Raw genomic sequence first — 19,150 nt, 5'->3', positions numbered from 1 at the left:
CCACTTCCAATGGGTCATTCTGTAAACTAAATCTCTCTTTTAACCGATAAATACATATGCTGGGTTGTTTATTAATAATCATCTCTCGTCCCTTTATAGCGTACAAACCTTGTAATACATATCTATTTTGACTCACTGTTGCACCCATCTGCTGCTTCTATAATCAGAAGCAATTGCAAAATGACGTGCTTCAATTGGAAATATCCATCGCATCTAGAAAGGAGTCATGAACTCACTTGAGCGTATTATCAGATGGGATCGGATATGAAAGCCTACGCTTTTATGGTCCCTTTCAGCTACTACATATCGAACAACTTCAAATAACACGTACCATTAACGATCATGCCTTTTTACATATCAGTGGCTTGCTCTCCGAAGAACAAGGAGCTGCATGCATCGGACAGGATATGGAGCATGAGCCGATTGTGATTCGTCAGTTGGATGATCAGGGACAATCGCTGAGAAGGTTGTTCCATGGGATTGTTACACGTATGTCCGTACACTGCGTGCGAGGCGTGTATACGTTTGAACTAGAGGCCGCTTCCCATTCGTACCAGATGGATATTAAGCGTAAAAGGCGCTCCTATCAAGATATTCACCGTACTTATGATGATCTGGTCACTGCGCTGGTTCGAAAATATCAGTACGGAGATGCCATTGATACGGTGACCAACTATGCCAAACTGGAGACATTTGTTTTACAATATGAGGAGACGGATTGGGCGTTTTTAAAACGCCTCGCTTCTCGCTTTGGTTCCGTACTTGTGCCAGAGGTAACCGCAGCCTCGCCCAAGGTTTTCTTCGGGATGCCTGAAGGCAAGCAGCATAAGGTAGAGCGGGATGTATTTTATCGAGTACGTAAAACGTTTCATGAGCTGGATGCGGAAAAGCCAGGCGAACGTGCTGGCTCGTATGTCACCTATATGATCGAAAGCCTGCAATACTATGCGCTGGGCGACCTCATCACGTTACCCATTGGACAAGGTAAAGAACTGGTCGTGGTTCGGGCAGTAACCACACTAACGGATGGCTTACTGCGCACCCGTTACGATCTTCAAGTCGAACAGGATATCCGCTATGCCCGGTATGAAAACGATCAGGCCACCGGGATTTCACTGACAGGAACGGTGCAGAAGGTACAGGAGGATTTTGTACAGCTTCAACTTGACATTGACCCGAAGCAATATCCTGCTAAAGCGTGCTGGTTTCCCGTAGCCACCCGTTATGTCGCGGAAGAACATAGTGGCTGGTACGATATGCCTGAGATCGGGGAACAAGTGGAATTGTATCTGCCTACCCACCGCGAACAAGATGCCTATGTCACGGATTCACTGCGACAACAACGCCACACCAATGGACAGTCGAATGTGAAGGTATGGCAACATGTGCAAGGTAGCGGCGTAGAAATGTCTGAGCATGATCTGACCCTATCCACCTCGGATGAATTTTCAATTACACTAAATGAAGATGGTGGCATTACCGTTAACAGTCCGGGGAATGTGCAGATTCAGGGTGGTCATGTGAAGCTGGGTGCAGGCGAGGAACTATCACTGGAAGCTGGCACGGCGCTATACTTAAAAGGTGGAGCCAGCAGTATGGTACTGGATGGTGAGACGGATACCAAAGCTCCGGTGATTTATCAGGAAGGTACGGTGAAAGCTCCTGTTTTCGTAGCTGACCTCCCTCCTGTGCCTGAGCCGCCATTGATGAGCATCAAAGCATTTGAAGCAGCTCAATCAGCAGCCAAGGATTCATCTAGCAACCAAGCCTCTACCCCTAAAGCAAAAGTCACCAGCCCAGCAGAGCTTCAACAGGCGAATGCCATGATGGGGACAGTATCCAAGCTATTAGGCTCCATTCCGGTAATGGGGAAAGTGGCTGGCGTTGTTGTGGGAGCGCTAAGTGGACCTGCGGCGGGTGTGATTCTGAGGGCAACCGCAGCGATCCCTGTTCGGAGCAAAGGAACCCCTACCGTTGGAGGCAGTAAGGGGAACGGCATTCATCCGTTGAAACACTTGGCTGGTCTAGCATTACAAGGTTTAATTACTCAGTATGAACATGAGCAAGCGAGACATGCCTACTATAGCAAATGGATTCTTGGGAAAGTGTATACAAGCGCACGTCAAATAGTACATTCCGGCAGCCGATTAGAGCTGATCCAAAACTTGCTGACAACATCGAAAACCATGGTTCATGCCTATCAACAGGTACCTAAAAGTGTTAAAGATAGAATGCTGAGGGAATATAAAGAACAAGAAAAAGCTAGGGCTGAAGCTGCTCTTAAAGCAGAAAAAGAAGCTAGAGCTAAAGCCCTTAAAGCGAAAAAAGAAGCTGCGCCACCAGAGCTTACAGAAGAAGACTACAAAAAGATCTGGCAGGATTATCGAAGGAACATATATACCGAAGACCGTAGGCCCAAACTTAAACCGGGGAGTTATCGAGGAGAAGATGGTGTTGTACGTACTCGTGACGGTAAACCCGATGTCCAATACTATAGTGAATGGAAACATAATTATCCCGAAGATGATGATTTCTTCATGCAAACTTGGAAGCAAGGTATAACCGAAGAAGAAAAAAAGTGGATGTTCTATGCTATTTCCATAGAAAACCCTCTTATGGTTGGTGGTCGAGGCGGTATGGACAATACTAAAGAATTGAAGGGGATACTCTCAAAACTGGGTAGAGGGAAAGGGTTCTTTAATATTTCTTCTGGAGTAAGTGCAAAAGTAAGAGTCCAGGAATTATTAGCGAGACAACAAATAGAAGCTACAGAAAACGTAGCTTCCCAAAAAATTAACCAAACTCTTGAAACCAAAGGCTACAAGCCACAGCCAAATGAAAGGTTAACAACGAAAAACCAATATAAACAACAGGATCAACAGGCAAGGAAAACGCTACGAGAGACTGCCTCCAAGGCAGCTAGAGAAGAAAATAGTAAAATTCAAAAGAAGGTCATATATAATGTAGCTAAGAGTACAAATACAAGAAAATCCTCAAATATAAAAGAATATTTAAAAAAGGAAAAAGAAATTGTTAAATCGAAGAATACTAAGGGGACGTCACAAGCTCCTAATGTTAGAATCAATTATAAACCAGGTTATGATGATCATTTAATTGAAGTGAAAGGGTTTAAAGCAAAACCAACTATAGGAATAAAAGGTGGCCATAACCTCGAAAACTTTGAACAGTATATTTTAGACAACTTTGGCGACCAAGTTAAGAATATTAATCAAGCTGCGATAAAAACGCCACATCCAGATATTCCGGGAATTTATGAGGTTAAATACAAACTCCCTGTTTATGACGGAATGAGCTTAGATAATGGTGGAAAAGGAAACTTTACTGGACAGTGGAAAGAGTATAAGAATCCAAAAACTGTATACGATCCGAAACTAGTCTCTGATGAACAGATGCTTAAGTTGGGGAGAGAGGCAATGGAAGAGGGCATTCAACATAATAAAATAAAAATAGACACACGACAAAATGCTGTTTCTGATGAAATTGTTGGATATGCTGAAGTTGACGGTAAAAAACTGGAATTTATAGGTTACAGGGATAAAGCTACTGGAGAAATAACAAACTTTTTCCCTGTGATTCCGAAAAATTAATTAATAAATAAGGGAATGAATAAGATGGATGATGAAATATATTATGTAGAAGATGCTCAGGAAAAAATTGAGAATATGGAGGCATACTACGGTACTTTAGGGGATGGCTATTTTTTAGAAGCTCTTAATGAATTTAAAAAGGGTAAAGGATTTGGTATTGGTTATACTAGCTGCTATTTTGCTACTGAATGCACTCCAAATGATGAAGAGTATTTTGGAGATAGTGGAGTGAATTTCACAACAACTCCGCCAGTAACTAGTGTAGAAGTGTATGCAATTGTGGATTATGAGATGTTTTTTGAGTATTTAGTTAAGGTAGCTCAAGAGTATCTATCAAGACATTCCCAGAATGTCGCTAAAGTTGAAAGTTGTTTAGCTCAAATCAAGGAGAAGTTAAATTTATACGCTTAAAACAATAGGATGTTTACACACCCAATAACAAGATCGCACAATATAACAAACCAAACACTAAAAACTTGACACAAACTTGATAAACTTTCAAAGGCTTATTCCAACTTGAACCTAAGAGTAGGAACGAGCTTTTTTTGTATTATCGAAATCTAAGGCAAAAAAACATAATAGTCCAGCTTTACTGCAGAAAACAATGGATTTTCATCCCTTTCCATCAGAAATACCATACGCACACTCAAACCACGGGTGAGGAAATTCGAAATGTCAGATTGGTATCTCAAAGCGTTACGCAAACGATCAAAAACTCGCCAGTGAACAACGGTCTATATTTTATTAAAAGATGAGCATCTGTTTACCAAGTTGAGAAAAAAATAGGTAATAAAGAATTAAAAACAGATGGAACTTGGACTAAAAATTAATCCTTAAATGAATTTCACATTCCAATAGAGGGGAAATAAAAAAATGAATCTTAAAGAAATTGAGAAATTACCCGATGTATTACCAACAGAAACATTAGCATTGATGTTTCAAAACGTATTGAATGAATTTAATACTGGTAAAATTGAGAAAAAGGATTTTTTATTAATTCTTAGCCAATTAACAGATAGACAAGTTATGACCTACGAGTTATTGGAAAGTGAAGTAAGAAATAGTATAGATAAGGTTCTTCACAGGTTATGGAATACTGATTCTTATGATGATGTAGATATCATTCTTTCAATTGTTGTAAACCTCGGACTAAAGAATTGCTTTCAAAAAATTAAAGATTCAATAAATCAAGATAAGGATATAAATGAATTAATATTGGAAGAAATAATAGAAGCAATTGAGGAAGTTGGTGAAAATATTTCGAATCCATATCATGGTTTAGAAAGATTCAAATAAGCCATGTCAATAGCTTGCTAATAACTTCGGACAAATTTAATTTATAATATTAACAGATTTGCAAACCAACATCTTAACACAAACATGATAGCCCTTTAAAGGCACAGTCCAACTTGAGACACGAGTAGGAATGTGCTTTTTTCATGCCAAAAATAAGCAGTCAATTAGCAAAATGAATCCCAATTCCTATATGAATAACACAACTTGCCCTTCCTCCCTATCAGGGTTACCAACCACATCATAACCTCTGATCCATTCACACAATTGGTCCGTAAATAAATATCAACACGTTCGTTTGCTTTCCATTTAATTTCTGAAAAAGCTTAAATTTATGGAGTTTATACTTCATTTATATATTCCTTCAACTCAACCCAGACCCGCACAAAAAATGCACCCCCTAGCATTCATCGGACAAACCAAGAGGTTTGATCCAATGTCTACACTAGGGGGTGCTATTCTAACCAGGGGAATTTGTTTTACCCCTTAACCGACCCGGCTGCGATCCCTTCCACAATCCGGTCACTCATGATGAGGAACACGAGCAAAATGGGCAAAATGCTGATCATCAGCGTTGCTCCGATAGCTCCCCAGTCGGTCGTATATTGTCCAATAAAGTTTTGAACGCCGACGGTCAGTGTTTTGTTTTCGTCCGAACTAATAAACGTATTCACGAAAATAAACTCATTCCAGTTATAGATCATATTAATAATAGACGTCGTTGCCATAACGGGGGTTGTCATGGGCAGCACAATCCGGAAGAACATTCGGTTGACGGAGCAACCGTCCATAACAGCCGCTTCTTCCACTTCACGGGGCAGGGCGTAATAGAATCCCAGCAAGATCATCATCGTTGTCGGCAGATTAAAAGCAACATACGACAGGATGATAGAGAGTGAAGTGTCTGTTAAATGCAGTTTGAGAAACATACTGAACAACGGAATCAAGGTGGAATGGACTGGAATCATCAGTCCGACCATAAAGAGCCCGAGAACCAGCTGGCTTCCTTTCCACCGCATACGCGTAATGGCAAACGTTACAAAGCTGGCGAGCAGCACCGTTAACGCCACGGATATGACCGTAATCCACACACTATTGAAGAAATACCGCCCGATATTGCCGCTGGTCCACACATTCATATAGTTCTCCCAATGTGGCTGGGACGGGAGTGCAAACGGCGGAAGGTTAAACACTTCCTGATTATTTTTAAGTGAGAAAAGCATCAGCCACACCAGCGGTAAAAGCTGCGTCACCGCCAAGATGATTAAAATGATATACAAAGCGGCATAACCGACCCGAGTTAACATTTTGCCGCGGGTACCGACTCCAAGCGGATAGTTGGCGGCTGCCTGGGTTTTCATATCCGTTCCTCCCTCTTCCTGTCCTTTGTTACCCTCATCTATTTGCATGACCGTATTATGAATACTGGATGGTGTCACTAGTAGCCGTAACCTTGCGGATCAGCCACGTAGCGATCAGACAGATGAGCAACAGGGCAAAGGCTGTAGCGCTACCGTATCCAAAATCAAAGCTGCGGAATGCCTGGTGGTACATGTACGAAGCCATCACTTCACTGGCTCCATTCGGCCCACCATCCGTCATGACGTAGATGAGGTCAAAATATTTGAGCGAGCCGACAATGGACAATATGATCGTAACGTTAATCACCTCGCGCAACAGGGGCAATTTGATACGAGTCGCAATCTGCCAGGCACTGGCCCCGTCAATCCGGGCAGCCTCCATCAGCGTTTCGGGAATGTTTTTCAGCCCGGCATAATAGATCAGGATATAAAAGCCTGCATATTGCCAAATAATCGGAATGAACAAAGCAAACAGCACCAAGGACGGATTAGCTAACCATTCAGGCGGATTGTGGACTCCGACCGACGCCAGTATGGAATTGAACACTCCGTTCGTTGGATGATACATTTTGAGCCACAGCTGTGCGATCGCTACAGATGACAACAGCATGGGAATCAGATAAATTTTCCGCAGCAGATTCGCTCCCTTGATTTTTCCTGACAAAATCATCGCAATGACCAGATAACCGATCAGACTGATGCCTGAAAACAAGGCCAGCAGCAGCGAATGCCAGGCACTTTGCCAGAATGCACTGTCTGTGAGCAAATGTTGATAATTGTCCAGCCCCACAAAAGTCATAGAACCGATTCCATTCCACTGATTCAGGCCGTAATAGCCGGTCAGTACGATGGGTACATATATTACGGCTAATAACAGCAGCAGAGAAGGCAATACATAGAGAGCAATGACAAGCTTATTGGACATGACCTTTTCCACGGTTGGACCTCCTTAGGTGGTCAATTTCAATTTCCTTTCTCGATGGCAGCCTTATGCTGGTCGGCAAATTGTTGCGGTGTCACCGCTTTACCAAACAACGCCTGAATCATATTCAAATGTACCTGCGCTGCATTCGGCTTCATCTGTACATCGGCGAACAACGTAATACTGCTGGCTTGATTCAGTCCGTTCAGCAAATCGACATACAGCTTGGGCAATTTTTCTTTGGAGGTGTCCACTTTCGTCGCCGGAATAACGCCCGCCTGTGTGACCGATTGTTCTCCCCATTTAACTACAAAGTATTCAACGAACGCTTTGGCCTCTTCTTTCACCTTGGAATTCTCAGAAACAAACAAACCTACTCCCGGACCTCCTACCCAACTGTTCTCGTTGCCCTTGCCGCCTGCAACCATCGGGAATTTAAAGAAGCCAATTTGATCTTTAAATGCTTGCGGGATTGCGGGATTGGTCGTAAAATTCGGCAATTCCCAAGTAGCCATCAAATACATAGCTGCCTTGTTGTTCATAAATTCGGATTTTCCCTCATCATTGGACAAGCCGTTAAATCCTTTGTTAAATGCATTCATATCCACAAGCGTCTGAACTTCGGAGGCCGCCTGAATTAAACCAGGGTCATCGAACGATCCTGAGCCGTCAATCGCTTTTTTCAGCGTTTCGTTACCTGCTATACGGTCCGCCAAATACATATACCAGAGCGAGCCGGTCCAGCGGTCCTTATTGCCTAATGCAATCGGTGCTACTCCATGATCCGTAAGTGTTTTCACAACCTGCTTAAATTCGTCAAAAGTCGTAGGTACCTTCAAGTTGTATTTTTGGAATATGGCTTTGTTGTAATAAATAGGTGTAATATTCAATTCAATCGGAAGCGCATACGTTTTGCCATTTAGCGCATAAGCTTCGGTCGTTCCCGGTACGAATTTGTCCTTCAGCTTGGAACCTTGCAGCAGGTCATCCATCGGCGTAAATAATCCACCTTTAACGTAAGGCTCCATAAAGCCTGCTGCCCAGGTGATGCCGATATCCGGCAATTCATTGGAAGCTGACAGCACTTTGAGTTTGTTTTTATATTGTTCATTTTCCAGCACTTCCTGCTGAATGACGACATTCGGATGATCCTTTTGGTATTGATCTATAATCTGAGTCACAAGCTTGCTCTGCTGTGCCGAGCTTCCCTCTGGCCAGAGGTGCATCATTTTGAGTGTAACCTTTCCCCCGTCTCCACTGGAACCGCCTTGACCATCCTTACCAGCACCGCAACCGGATAGCACCAGCATGAATGACAGCAGCAGGGTCAACCCAGCAAACCATTTTTGATGTGAGCGCTTACGTAAACCATACTCGTTGGACATCGTTAGACCTCCGTTTGTTGTATTTATATTTTTTGTAACCGTTATCATTTGTAAGTTTAGCACTCTATTCCTGCTTTCAACAGGGTACGCTCATTGGGTATAATTCCACTTTTATTGGGTTTGATCTGCCTACTGTCAGTCGATATTCTCCGGCCCTGTACGCATCTGCTGCCTGTAGCGGCTGGGACTTATCCCCTCGGTCGCTTTGAATACTTTAATAAAATATTTATCTGTTCGGTAGCCTGATCGTTCGCCGATTTGGGCAATCGTCAATTGGGTATGCAGCAGCAGCTCCTTGGCCCGTTGCATCCGCAGCCGATGCAGATATTCGCTGAAGGACAAACCACTTTGCTCCTTGAATAAAACACTAAAATAGCTCGCATTCAGGTGTGAATGCGCGGCAGTCTGCGCCATCGTAATGGATTCGTGAAGATGCTCCGCCATAAAGGTGAAGGCACGTCGTACCGGATCACTAAGGGTAGCCGCCTGGAGGTCAAGCTCTAGCAGAACAGGGTCAGCCAGCTTGTCTAGCTTCTCGTACCGCTGCCGCTCCTCTTCCAGCCGAAGCGCTTCATTGACCGCATTCAGCAGCTCTTGTTTATCAATCGGTTTGAGCAAATAATTGACGGCTCCCAGACGAAGAGCCTGCTGGACATAATCAAACTCCGCATACCCTGAGATGACAATGGTCGCTGGTCGTCGTGAATCCCGTTCCAGAGAGCGGATTAAATCCAGCCCACTGAATTCCGGCAACCGGACATCCGTAATCAACAGATGAACCGTCTCTGCACGCAGTATATTTAGTGCTTCCAAACCATTACCGAATGTCACAATCCGGTATTTCCCGGCTGCCCATTGCTCCAGTGTCTGGTGTATCCCCTGACGTGTTCGCTGTTCATCGTCTACAATGACAATGGTTTTGGATGAAACACTCATTGCTACCGCCCTCCATATTCATCAGGAATTTCAAAAGCGACCACCGTTCCTTCCTGCTCAGCACTATGTATCAGCACACCGTCCGTTGGATAAGATGCGCTGTCATAATAGAGAGCGAGCCTGCGCTGCACATTAACCAGTCCCATACCGGTTCCCTTGCTCTCGCAGGCTGCTCCCCCCCATCAACGCTGTACGCACAGCTGCAAGTTCTTCCATTGTCATTCCAGGTCCGTTATCTATGACCGCGATCCTGGTCCACCCCGGTCTGGTCGAAGGAGTGACACTGATTTCAACACGGCCGTTGCCGATGCGATTTTCCACACCATGCAAAATAGCATTCTCTAGAATAGGCTGGATCAGCAGTTTAGGAAGCGGAATTCTGGCTGCCTCTGAAGGCATATGAATTTGCCAGCTCAGACGTTCACCCAGACGCATCTCCATCAGTTCCAGATAACGACGGATTTGCGCCATTTCTTCCCCGAGGGTCACCCAAGAGTCATGGTGAGCCGGTTCGATAACATAACGAAACAGCCGCGACATAGACACCATCAGCCCGGCAAGCTCCTCCTCTCCCTTCTCCTGTAGCGACCAGTTGAAAGCATCCAGCGTATTAAAAAGGAAATGCGGATTGATCTGCGCCTGCAGAGCTTTAAGCTCGGTCTGGCTTTGTAAAACCTCCTTTTCGTAAATGACATGGATCAATTCATTGATATCGACAATCATCGTATTGTACTCTGCGTTCAATTCTCGCAGCTCGACCGCTGCTGCCGGTTCTGGATTCAGAGCCAACGCCCCTTCCCGTGAACGACGCATCGCCTGAATCAAGTGACCTATCGGTCTTGTAATCAACGTAGACAACATAAAGGACATAAACAGGAAAAGCACGGCACCAAGAGACGCGGAAATGATAAGTGTAGTCCGTAAAACCGTAATTCCGTCTGTGACGACGCTAACCGGAATCAGGATCAGCAGCGACCAGCCCGTCCGCTCCGACTGCTGAACCGCCTTCACATATTCCCGCTCCCCAATATGAACCGTCTGTGTCTTGCTGTGCAGTACACCTGACAAATCCGTCTGGTTCATTGGTTCACCCGACAGCAGCTGGCCTTGACGATCTACAAGCAGCATGGTTTCATCCGCTTCTTCATTGACTGCTGACGAACCATTCAGTCCAAAATAACTTCGCTCCATACGGGTAATGAGGTACCCTCCGCGTGAGAACCAGCGATCCACCAAGCTGACCTGCCGAATTGCTAGCAGTGACCTGGGGTCCTCGGGATCAATGCCGATCCAGACCAGTCTTCCTTTCATCTGATTCGCTTCCCGGATGTCTGCCTGTCCGATACGTTCCTCCAGACTGCCCTCTCTAATCGGAAACAACATCTTCCCTTCAGCAGTATACAGTTCCAGTGAGCCGACACTCGGCATATATGCCTGATAGCTATGCATCACTTGCAGTAGGGATTGACGCTGTCCAAAATTCACCTTGCCCCCGTTGCGCTCCTCCAGCAAAATATGCTGAACAGACGGGTGATTAGCGACCTGCTCCGTCAGGCTGTCCATCTGGCCGATTAATGCATCCAGCCTGCCGCTTGCTTGTACCGCGGTCTGACCAATATGTCGCTCGGCACTGTCTTTTAACAAGTGAGACACATTGAGATAAATGAACGCTCCCGCCACACTCATCATAATGAGCATCACCAGTATAAATCCGATAAAAATCTGATTACGTAATGTGTTTAATGGTTGAAACCTTGACCTTGAACGCATATGCCTTCTCCCCCTGAATCATCGCAGAAAAGTTGATAATGATAACGCTTTCTATTTTTCCATTCTAGCGCATCGTTCCACTTTGTTGGCATATTTTTAATTGATATTAATTAAAAAAGATGACCCCCGACAAATGCAGGAGCCATCTAACAGCTAGTTAAACCGAAACTTTTTTTAAGTGCCCAAACAAAGGTATCGTTCAGGTTGCAAAGTTAGTATATTACATGGGTATCGATATCCTATTGGAGTGCAGCCAAAATGCGGTCGCACAGCTCCATCGTTTTCACGTTGTCTCGTCCACTTGAATCAGGCGTCCGTCCTTCTTGGCAGCAGTTCATGAAATGAGAAATTTCACCGACAAAACCGCGCAAGTACAAATCACGGTATCCGCCCGACATCGCGGAAGCTGATGGTGTCAGAACCGTATCATTTTCCGCAAGGGATTTCCAAGGAAGCTCTGTATGACTCTCCGACTTGTGAATGATCAGTGTATTCACCTCATCCGCGTTCGCAAAACCGTGATCAAAAGTTACCGTAATCCCTTCACTCTCGCGTGTCCATGCTGTCATACCTGCGAAGTATAGACTGCCCACTACACCATTTTCAAATTTCAAGGCAATCGTATGGGAAATACACTCACCGTTATCGTTCGCAAATCCGGTAACCTGTACCACTTCCCCGAACAAATAACGTACCAGGTCGACCATATGAACCGCCGCCAGCTTCATGAAGTCTTCGCCAGTTTTACAAAACTGGGTACTGTCCACGAGAAATTTTGCCTGAAATGAGCGTGCGGCTCCAAGCGAGCCACCCTCAATCCATTCTTTTAACTTTATGTATACAGGTGCGTAGCGCTTCATGAAACCGACCATCAGCACGACGCCTGCTGCTTCTGCCGCATCTGCAATTTGGGCCGCTTCCTCGGCATTCCAACCCAGTGGCTTGTCTACAAAGACATGTTTTCCAGCCTTAATGCAGTCTAGTACGAGCGAAGGATGATCTGCCGCTTGTGCTATCACGACAACTCCATCACAGTCTTCCTGCTCCAGCATAGCCTTGTAATTGTCATAAGGTGTGCCACTACTTCCAAACCGCTGAAGTGCTTTCTTCGATCTGCTTAAATCTCTAGTCGCAATCGCCTGAATTCCAGCACCTGCCCCAATAACAGCAGGATATATATTCGTTGAAGCGTGAAAGCCAGCCCCGATAAAACACAGCTTCGCCTTGCTCATGTTAGTCCCTCCCATGTACACACTAAAATAATCCGATCCCATCGTACCCTATTGCCGAAGTATATATACAAAAAAACCTTAACAAAGATAATCCCTTATCCTTGTTAAGGCTCTGTCTGTATCACCTGCAACCATCCTTAAAATACATACAATTACAGGGTTCAGAAATTACCTTGTGGATAATGAAGCCCATTTTTGCTCCAGCCACTGGTCAAATTCAGCGCCCTTGTCGCCTTCATAGATGTCATAAATATCGACTCTCATCTTGTGCAGCTTCTCGCGAAAATCGTTGTAGGTATGGTCGGCTGGCAAGCTTTTTTTTAATCCGCACCAGAATCTTCGTCAGGCCCTTAACAAGCTCACCCTCTTTGCGCACAGGCGGCTGTACATTCTCGCCCCATTCCTGAAGTCTGCGGTAAGCGGCTTCCTGAACGGCATATACCGTATCATGATTCAAACGATGTGTCAGCAAGTCAATCGTCTGCTGGTTCTTCCATGCACCCAGATCATTTACCGCAGCTAGGCGTGTTTTCCAATCGGAGGTTCGGTTTGCAGCTACTTTAAGCTGCTCATATACTTCTGCAAATTCCTGCTGAGTTTCGTTGTTTTCCAAAATTGTCTCATCCTTTTCTAAAAATCACTATATTACTGCTCATCACGATTGCCGTTTGTTAAATATAACATACTTGCCGGTCTTCTTCTAAAAAAGATAAAAATGAAATGATCGGACGTTACAGGAAATCTGCACGTGCGGGTGTAAATGCATCTAGCAGAATGCCGCCATCCTCCAGTGGGATACAGCCATGAAGAGTATCGGATGGAAAATGGATGCTGTCTCCTTCTTTGACGGTCTGGACTTCCTTGGTTTCGCCATCATCAATCATGAACTTAAAACTTCCCTTTATTACATAAGTGACTTGTTCATGGACATGCTTATGCAACAGGATTTCCCCTGTTTGGGCTTTGGCAAACATCACTTTGACATACATAAGCTGGTCGCTGTGGGCCAGCACTTTCCGGGTGGTATTACTGTCAACGATATCAATTTGAATATCTTGGTCATTAAAAAACATGGATCATTCCTCCTCTTTTTAAGCACAATTGATTTAGATGAGTTATTTTGAAAAAATTCATAAATCGGTTTAGTTTAAAACCAGCGAAAAATAAGCCAAAGTACTCCGGAAAGGGTAGTAAAGTCGGGATCGGCGAACGTTACCCCTTCGGCACCCAAAAAAGAAAAGAGCGGCAAGGTGAGAGCTGGTAGCAGACAGAGCAAGAATCCATTAAGACAACTGGAAATAACAGCTCCTCTAAAACCACCGCTGGAATTGCCGAATATCGCGGCTGCACCACCAGCGAGGAAGCAGGCCATGATCCCTGGCACAATGACAGGCAATCCGACAAACGGGAAAAGAAAGACGCAGGCAACGCCTGTGAAGAAGCTGACCAAGAAGCCTACCAACGCGGAATTGGGTGATTTATCGAACAGTACCAGAACATCCACACCAGGGATTGCTCCAGGTGCGAACACTTGGGAGAATCCTTTGAAAGCGGGTACAATTTCAGTTGTGAACAGCTTAACACCTGCTTTTGCGATATACAAGCCGGCAGCAAAAATAGCTGACTGTTCGAGGATAAAGACGATATATTCTTTGCCATCCGATAATTTGCTGACATAATCAGAACCAGCAACCAGTCCGGATACCAGCAAAAGCACAAGCATCGTCAAGGTCGTTGCAACATTGGGGTCGCGCAAAAAACTGATGCGGTCATTAATTTTTACATTTTCGGTGTCATTTTCACGGTTGCCGAACACTTTCCCTAAATAGGTGCCCAGAATGTAAGAGGTCATGGAAGCATGAGCAATCGTATAATCATCCGATTTAATAATGTTTTTGCTGGCATTTCGGAGTAGGTAAGGAAACACCGCCATATAGCTCCCAATGATCAATGAACCGACGATGATCGTAGTCAGCGAACTGAGACCTAGACCTTTCATAACGGCTGTAGCGGCAAAGCTCATAAACAAAATCAAGTGAAGAGACAAATAAATGTACTTGAACTTGGTCAGACGTGCAAGCACGATGTTAAGGATCATGGAAAAGAGCAGAATGAGCGCAGCATCCGCCCCGATCTGATCAATGGTCAGTGCCATAATGGCTTCATTGCTGGGTACGACACCTTTAAGGTTGAACGCATAAGAAAAAATTTGGCTGAAGTTAGTGAGAACGCCTCCTAAAATGCCGCCGCCGACCTTGATCATGGTGAAGCCCATGAAAGAAAGGGTAGTTCCCGTAATGATTTCTGATACTTTCTTCCTCTGGAATATAAGGCCGAGTAATGTCACAATCGCGATAATGATGGATGGCTCCCTGATAATGCTCATAAACATTTCCATAGTGATCTCCGACTTTCTTTTATTATTTTCCATTCTTACTAAATCGATTTAGTAATACTCGAAAAAAATTTCCCTTCCGGGAATGTAAAAAGAAGCAGAATCATTTCCTTGTGAATTAAATCACAAATTACTCCATACATTATTCGCTTAAGCTCCATTCCTCCCCTCTCTTCAATCACCATCATCACTAAATTCAGGACAACCATAAATGAAAGGGTATTCATGACTCGAATCATAAGATCATTATAGCTCTTTATTTTCTTTTTACAATAGAATTCATAAAAACGTTTTCAAAAAAAAGAAAAGGACTTATTCAAACATTCAGTTCAGCTTTAGGACCGATTCTCTGTGGTTGATGACCGGATTCATACGGATGATTTCTGACAGCTCCTCATGATCCTGTTCTTTTTGATCAATTTTCTCCAGCAGTAGCCGGGCACTCCTTTTCCCCATTTCAAAACTCGGCTGGGAAACGGTTGTGATCGGCGGATTATAAAAAGACGCAAAGGATACATCATCTATGCCAATCAAGGAAAAGTCATTAGGTATGGTCAGATGATTATTTTTGGCAAAGATCAGCACCTGCTCCAAAATCATGTCATTCGTAGCAATGATTGCGGTGGGCGGGTTCTCCATGTGGAATAGTTGTCCAATCAGATTAGGCATTTCATCCAACCTGCCGCTTTTGATATAGTTTTCATTCACGGGTATGTCATGTTTACCCAGCGTATTTCGGTAACCTGACAGTCGCTCACTTCGTGTGGTGATCGCTTTTTTGCCTAAGGGGAACGTGATAATCCCAATGTTGTTATGACCATGCTCAATGAGTGCTTCAACCGCAAGCTCGCTGGCCTTTTCATTATTCAATAGCACCGTATCTACGCTGATTTCATCGATTTTTCGGTCCACAAACACGAAGGGATAGCCATTCTTGGCAAGGGAAACATATAATTTCTTGTTCTCTTCCGTCGGGAAAATGATAAGTCCATCCACTTGCCGAGCAATCATCGACTGGACATACTTTTTCTCTTTGAGCGAATCATCATCGGTATTGCAGACAATGACCTGGACATTTTCCAGTTGGCATTCATCTTCAATGGCACGCACGACTTCTGTTGTAAATCTCGATAAAATGGTTGAAGAAATAACCCCCACAATGAAGGTCTTCTTCTGCTTGAGACTACGTGCCACCTCATTGGGTATATAACTGAGATCCTCAATCGCTTGCTCGATCTTCTTCTTGGTGTTTTCACTCATATAGTTGTATCTCTTTTGTAGAAACTGCGAAACTGTACTCTTCGACACCCCGGCACGTTCTGCCACTTCCTTCATCGTTGCTACCATAATTACCCTCCTTTCTTTTTTGCATGTCATGCGTGCTAATTTTCAAATATATATTCTGCAACCTGTATGTAAAGTGAATTTCACTTTATTATATACCTTCTTTTACAGCAGGAAAATATAATAAATAAAGAGTTAGAGCGTGCCTCTACCTCATATACAAGCGCGGCCAAAAATACGGGGTGGAAACTCCTTCACGAATCTTTTACAAGAGGAACTTTCCTACTTAGCTTGATAATCCGTTGTTATAAATCTATTGATTTCGAACGAAATCTTAGAAATACACGAATTTTATGAACTTGTTTGATGGAAGATTTGAACATAAAATAAAAATGTAATCGATTACAAATTATTTTAAATAAAGGAGGAAGCAGAATTATGAAGAAAAAAGGATTAAAAAAAACATTTTTCGTCATTGCCTCCCTCGTAATGGGCTTCACACTGTATGGCTATACACCAGCTTCTGCAGATGCAGCCAGTGTGAAAGGATATTATCACACCCAAGGAAACAAGATTGTAGACGAATCCGGGAAAGAAGCGGCATTTAACGGCCTGAACTGGTTCGGTCTGGAAACTCCTAATTACACCTTGCATGGACTGTGGAGTCGCTCAATGGACGACATGCTGGATCAGGTGAAGAAAGAAGGCTACAATCTGATTCGTCTGCCTTACAGCAATCAGTTATTCGATTCCAGTTCCCGTCCAGACAGTATTGATTATCACAAAAACCCTGATCTAGTCGGGTTAACTCCGATTCAAATTATGGACAAGCTGATCGAAAAAGCTGGACAACGCGGTATTCAGATTATCCTTGACCGTCACCGTCCAAGCTCAGGCGGGCAATCCGAGCTGTGGTACACATCCCAGTACCCTGAGTCTCGCTGGATTAGTGACTGGAAAATGTTGGCTGATCGTTACAAAAACAACCCCACCGTCATTGGTGCGGATTTGCATAACGAGCCACACGGTCAAGCAAGCTGGGGTACAGGCAATGCCTCCACAGACTGGCGTCTGGCGGCACAACGTGCAGGGAATGCGATTCTGTCCGTAAATCCGAATTGGCTGATTCTCGTAGAAGGTGTAGACCACAATGTACAAGGCAACAATAGCCAATACTGGTGGGGTGGCAACCTGACAGGTGTAGCCAACTATCCTGTCGTTCTGGACGTACCGAACCGTGTCGTATATTCTCCACATGATTACGGCCCCGGTGTTTCTTCGCAGCCATGGTTCAACGACCCGGCCTTCCCGTCCAACCTGCCAGCGATCTGGGATCAAACCTGGGGCTACATCAGCAAGCAAAACATAGCTCCGGTACTGGTCGGTGAATTCGGCGGTCGTAATGTTGATTTGTCTACTCCTGAGGGGAAATGGCAAAATGCACTCGTAGACTATATTGGTGCCAACAACCTGTACTTTACGTACTGGTCCCTGAATCCGAATAGCGGCGACACAGGCGGTCTGCTGCTGGATGACTGGACTACCTGGAATCGTCCGAAGCAAGATATGCTGGGTCGAATTATGAAGCCTGTTGTTTCCGTAGCCCAGCAAGCGGAAGCAGCAGCCGAATAGGCACAGGCCTTCAACTTCACTTAATTAAAAAAGCCGATTTCCCTCCTTCAGGCCAGATTATGCTGGGCTATGAAGATGTGGAGAAACGGCTTTTTTTGTTCTTCCAGTTTTACACATTGTAAATTCCCCATTGAATGGGTCATTTTGTAAACTAAATCTCTCTTTCAACCGATAAATACATATGTTGGATTTTAATTTAGAAAGGAAGTATTCATGTGATTATTTGGAAGGGTTTTGGTATTTTAAATATTATTATTCCAGGGATTTTATTTGTTATTGTCGGTAGTTTAGTATCCGCTCTAGGGCTTGACTCCATAGATTCCCGGCTGCCAATGGCTTTTGTGTTCATTGTGTCGGGAGTTATTATCTGGTATTTGGGGAAAGCACTCAACTCCGACTCGGACAAAGTGCTAGTTGATATGGAAACGGGACAACGCTATCGAATGGGAACCCAGCACAGTCTGTTTTTTATCCCTATGCATTATTGGGGCCCTGCAGGTCTAGCGATCGGATTTATTTTAATCGTTGCATCGATATTTATTTAACGTTGATTGCAAACATAAGCTATTCCGAACACCGCAATGCGAGCTAGTTGCTCCCATTGCGGTCTTTTTCCTTCTCGCAGGTCGATTATGCTCAGATACCGCTATGGTTTACCTGTAGGCCAATGGGTTTGGGTCAGGGGAACACCTAGCTCATGCTTCGACCTAGCTGCTCCACCTTGCTCAGCCAATCGTTGCGCTGCTGATCCGATAACTTATTCATAAGATCAATGGTCGTAGAACGCACTGGTTTGACACCACATAGATGCAGCGTGGAATCCTTCATCATCCGATGCCCAGGCTGTCCCTGGAAAAATCGGTAGTACCAGTGCGGACCGTCCATCGTTGTAATGAGGCGAGCTGTTCTTCCTTTTAGAAGCTTGTCAGGCAAGGATTTTCCTTTTTGATACTTAAACGCAAACCCCGGCATAATGGTACGGTCAATGAAGCCTTTCATTAATGCAGGCAAGCTGCCCCACCAGATTGGAAAGACAAAAACAAGATGTTCTGCCCATTTAATCGACTCCTGTGCTTGGATCAAATCAGGTTCCAGCGGCAATTTATTACGATATCCACCTAATAGATTTGGGTTAAAATCCAACGCGGATAACTGCAACAAACGAACCTCTGCTCCTGCAGCCTTCGCTCCTTTTACATAGGATTGAGCCAACGCTTCTCCATAACTGCCAGCGACTGGATTCCCTTGAATCACCAATATTTTTTTAGACATATAAGCCACTTCCTATCTTCACATTATGATTTTAGTTAGAAAACACTAACTTTATATTTA

Annotated in this window: 14 protein-coding genes and 2 pseudogenes; 5 read left to right on the top strand and 11 right to left on the bottom strand. The window is 44.3% G+C overall.

Annotated features, from left to right (window positions below):
• The first annotated feature begins 236 nt into the window (after window positions 1–236).
• From ACWA2B_RS16215 to ACWA2B_RS16205, 3 genes are all read left to right on the top strand, one after another.
• On the top strand, window positions 237–3,608 hold the full coding sequence (locus ACWA2B_RS16215) for a contractile injection system protein, VgrG/Pvc8 family (RefSeq protein ID WP_449292393.1): 3,372 nt from the start codon (window positions 237–239) through the stop codon (window positions 3,606–3,608).
• A gap of 24 nt (window positions 3,609–3,632) precedes the next feature.
• The gene (cdiI, locus tag ACWA2B_RS16210) at window positions 3,633–4,019 is read left to right on the top strand and encodes a ribonuclease toxin immunity protein CdiI (protein ID WP_165149564.1); all 387 of its coding nucleotides are present in this window, start codon (window positions 3,633–3,635) and stop codon (window positions 4,017–4,019) included.
• A 462-nt stretch (window positions 4,020–4,481) separates the two neighbouring features.
• Window positions 4,482–4,904 carry a hypothetical protein gene (locus ACWA2B_RS16205; protein ID WP_307347578.1) on the top strand — a complete coding sequence of 141 codons (423 nt, stop codon included), beginning with the start codon at window positions 4,482–4,484 and terminating at the stop codon, window positions 4,902–4,904.
• A 476-nt stretch (window positions 4,905–5,380) separates the two neighbouring features.
• Here ACWA2B_RS16205 and ACWA2B_RS16200 read toward each other — a convergent pair whose 3' ends face one another.
• The 10 genes and pseudogenes from ACWA2B_RS16200 to ACWA2B_RS16155 form a co-directional block, all read right to left on the bottom strand.
• On the bottom strand, window positions 5,381–6,262 hold the full coding sequence (locus ACWA2B_RS16200; RefSeq protein ID WP_069012544.1) for a carbohydrate ABC transporter permease: 882 nt from the start codon (window positions 6,260–6,262) through the stop codon (window positions 5,381–5,383).
• 55 nt (window positions 6,263–6,317) lie between these two features.
• Window positions 6,318–7,199 (bottom strand): carbohydrate ABC transporter permease, encoded by an 882-nt coding sequence (locus tag ACWA2B_RS16195; protein ID WP_029515618.1) that lies wholly within the window; start codon window positions 7,197–7,199, stop codon window positions 6,318–6,320.
• 26 nt (window positions 7,200–7,225) lie between these two features.
• Window positions 7,226–8,569, bottom strand: a complete 1,344-nt coding sequence (locus ACWA2B_RS16190; protein ID WP_029515619.1) for an extracellular solute-binding protein — start codon at window positions 8,567–8,569, stop codon at window positions 7,226–7,228.
• Window positions 8,570–8,704: 135 nt separating this feature from the next.
• Window positions 8,705–9,505: a response regulator transcription factor gene (locus ACWA2B_RS16185; protein WP_165149581.1), complete on the bottom strand. Its 801-nt coding sequence runs from the start codon at window positions 9,503–9,505 to the stop codon at window positions 8,705–8,707.
• A gap of 2 nt (window positions 9,506–9,507) precedes the next feature.
• Window positions 9,508–11,275 (bottom strand): annotated as a pseudogene (locus tag ACWA2B_RS16180) (cache domain-containing sensor histidine kinase).
• A gap of 239 nt (window positions 11,276–11,514) precedes the next feature.
• Window positions 11,515–12,507 (bottom strand): Gfo/Idh/MocA family protein, encoded by a 993-nt coding sequence (locus tag ACWA2B_RS16175; RefSeq protein WP_342434368.1) that lies wholly within the window; start codon window positions 12,505–12,507, stop codon window positions 11,515–11,517.
• Window positions 12,508–12,675: 168 nt separating this feature from the next.
• A pseudogene (locus tag ACWA2B_RS16170) lies at window positions 12,676–13,120 on the bottom strand (HEAT repeat domain-containing protein).
• Between the two features lie 118 nt (window positions 13,121–13,238).
• A complete protein-coding gene (locus ACWA2B_RS16165) occupies window positions 13,239–13,580 on the bottom strand; it encodes a cupin domain-containing protein (protein ID WP_029515624.1) in 342 nt (113 codons plus the stop codon).
• A gap of 74 nt (window positions 13,581–13,654) precedes the next feature.
• Window positions 13,655–14,893 carry a PTS ascorbate transporter subunit IIC gene (locus ACWA2B_RS16160; protein WP_318627507.1) on the bottom strand — a complete coding sequence of 413 codons (1,239 nt, stop codon included), beginning with the start codon at window positions 14,891–14,893 and terminating at the stop codon, window positions 13,655–13,657.
• 333 nt (window positions 14,894–15,226) lie between these two features.
• Window positions 15,227–16,249, bottom strand: coding sequence for a substrate-binding domain-containing protein (locus ACWA2B_RS16155; RefSeq protein ID WP_342434369.1), 1,023 nt, complete (start codon window positions 16,247–16,249; stop codon window positions 15,227–15,229).
• A 375-nt stretch (window positions 16,250–16,624) separates the two neighbouring features.
• Between ACWA2B_RS16155 and ACWA2B_RS16150 the strand changes: the two genes are divergently transcribed.
• Together ACWA2B_RS16150 and ACWA2B_RS16145 are read left to right on the top strand one after the other, a co-directional pair.
• Window positions 16,625–17,818, top strand: coding sequence for a glycoside hydrolase family 5 protein (locus ACWA2B_RS16150; RefSeq protein ID WP_039272989.1), 1,194 nt, complete (start codon window positions 16,625–16,627; stop codon window positions 17,816–17,818).
• Window positions 17,819–18,033: 215 nt separating this feature from the next.
• A complete protein-coding gene (locus tag ACWA2B_RS16145) occupies window positions 18,034–18,363 on the top strand; it encodes a hypothetical protein (RefSeq protein ID WP_029515629.1) in 330 nt (109 codons plus the stop codon).
• Window positions 18,364–18,508: 145 nt separating this feature from the next.
• Here ACWA2B_RS16145 and ACWA2B_RS16140 read toward each other — a convergent pair whose 3' ends face one another.
• On the bottom strand, window positions 18,509–19,090 hold the full coding sequence (locus ACWA2B_RS16140; RefSeq protein ID WP_029515630.1) for an NAD(P)H-dependent oxidoreductase: 582 nt from the start codon (window positions 19,088–19,090) through the stop codon (window positions 18,509–18,511).
• Between the last annotated feature and the right edge of the window lie 60 nt (window positions 19,091–19,150).

This window comes from Paenibacillus sp. CMM36 (genome assembly GCF_053570945.1).
This window is presented reverse-complemented; position numbering and strand designations above follow the sequence as displayed.

Coding starts and splice junctions, on each gene's coding strand:
- ACWA2B_RS16200 (WP_069012544.1), bottom strand. CDS start 6,262: ATGAAAACCCAGGCAGCCGCCAACTATCCGCTTGGAGTCGGTACCCGC.
- ACWA2B_RS16185 (WP_165149581.1), bottom strand. CDS start 9,505: ATGAGTGTTTCATCCAAAACCATTGTCATTGTAGACGATGAACAGCGA.
- ACWA2B_RS16160 (WP_318627507.1), bottom strand. CDS start 14,893: ATGAGCATTATCAGGGAGCCATCCATCATTATCGCGATTGTGACATTA.
- ACWA2B_RS16140 (WP_029515630.1), bottom strand. CDS start 19,090: ATGTCTAAAAAAATATTGGTGATTCAAGGGAATCCAGTCGCTGGCAGT.
- ACWA2B_RS16190 (WP_029515619.1), bottom strand. CDS start 8,569: ATGTCCAACGAGTATGGTTTACGTAAGCGCTCACATCAAAAATGGTTT.
- ACWA2B_RS16165 (WP_029515624.1), bottom strand. CDS start 13,580: ATGTTTTTTAATGACCAAGATATTCAAATTGATATCGTTGACAGTAAT.
- ACWA2B_RS16155 (WP_342434369.1), bottom strand. CDS start 16,249: ATGGTAGCAACGATGAAGGAAGTGGCAGAACGTGCCGGGGTGTCGAAG.
- cdiI (WP_165149564.1), top strand. CDS start 3,633: ATGGATGATGAAATATATTATGTAGAAGATGCTCAGGAAAAAATTGAG.
- ACWA2B_RS16150 (WP_039272989.1), top strand. CDS start 16,625: ATGAAGAAAAAAGGATTAAAAAAAACATTTTTCGTCATTGCCTCCCTC.
- ACWA2B_RS16175 (WP_342434368.1), bottom strand. CDS start 12,507: ATGAGCAAGGCGAAGCTGTGTTTTATCGGGGCTGGCTTTCACGCTTCA.
- ACWA2B_RS16205 (WP_307347578.1), top strand. CDS start 4,482: ATGAATCTTAAAGAAATTGAGAAATTACCCGATGTATTACCAACAGAA.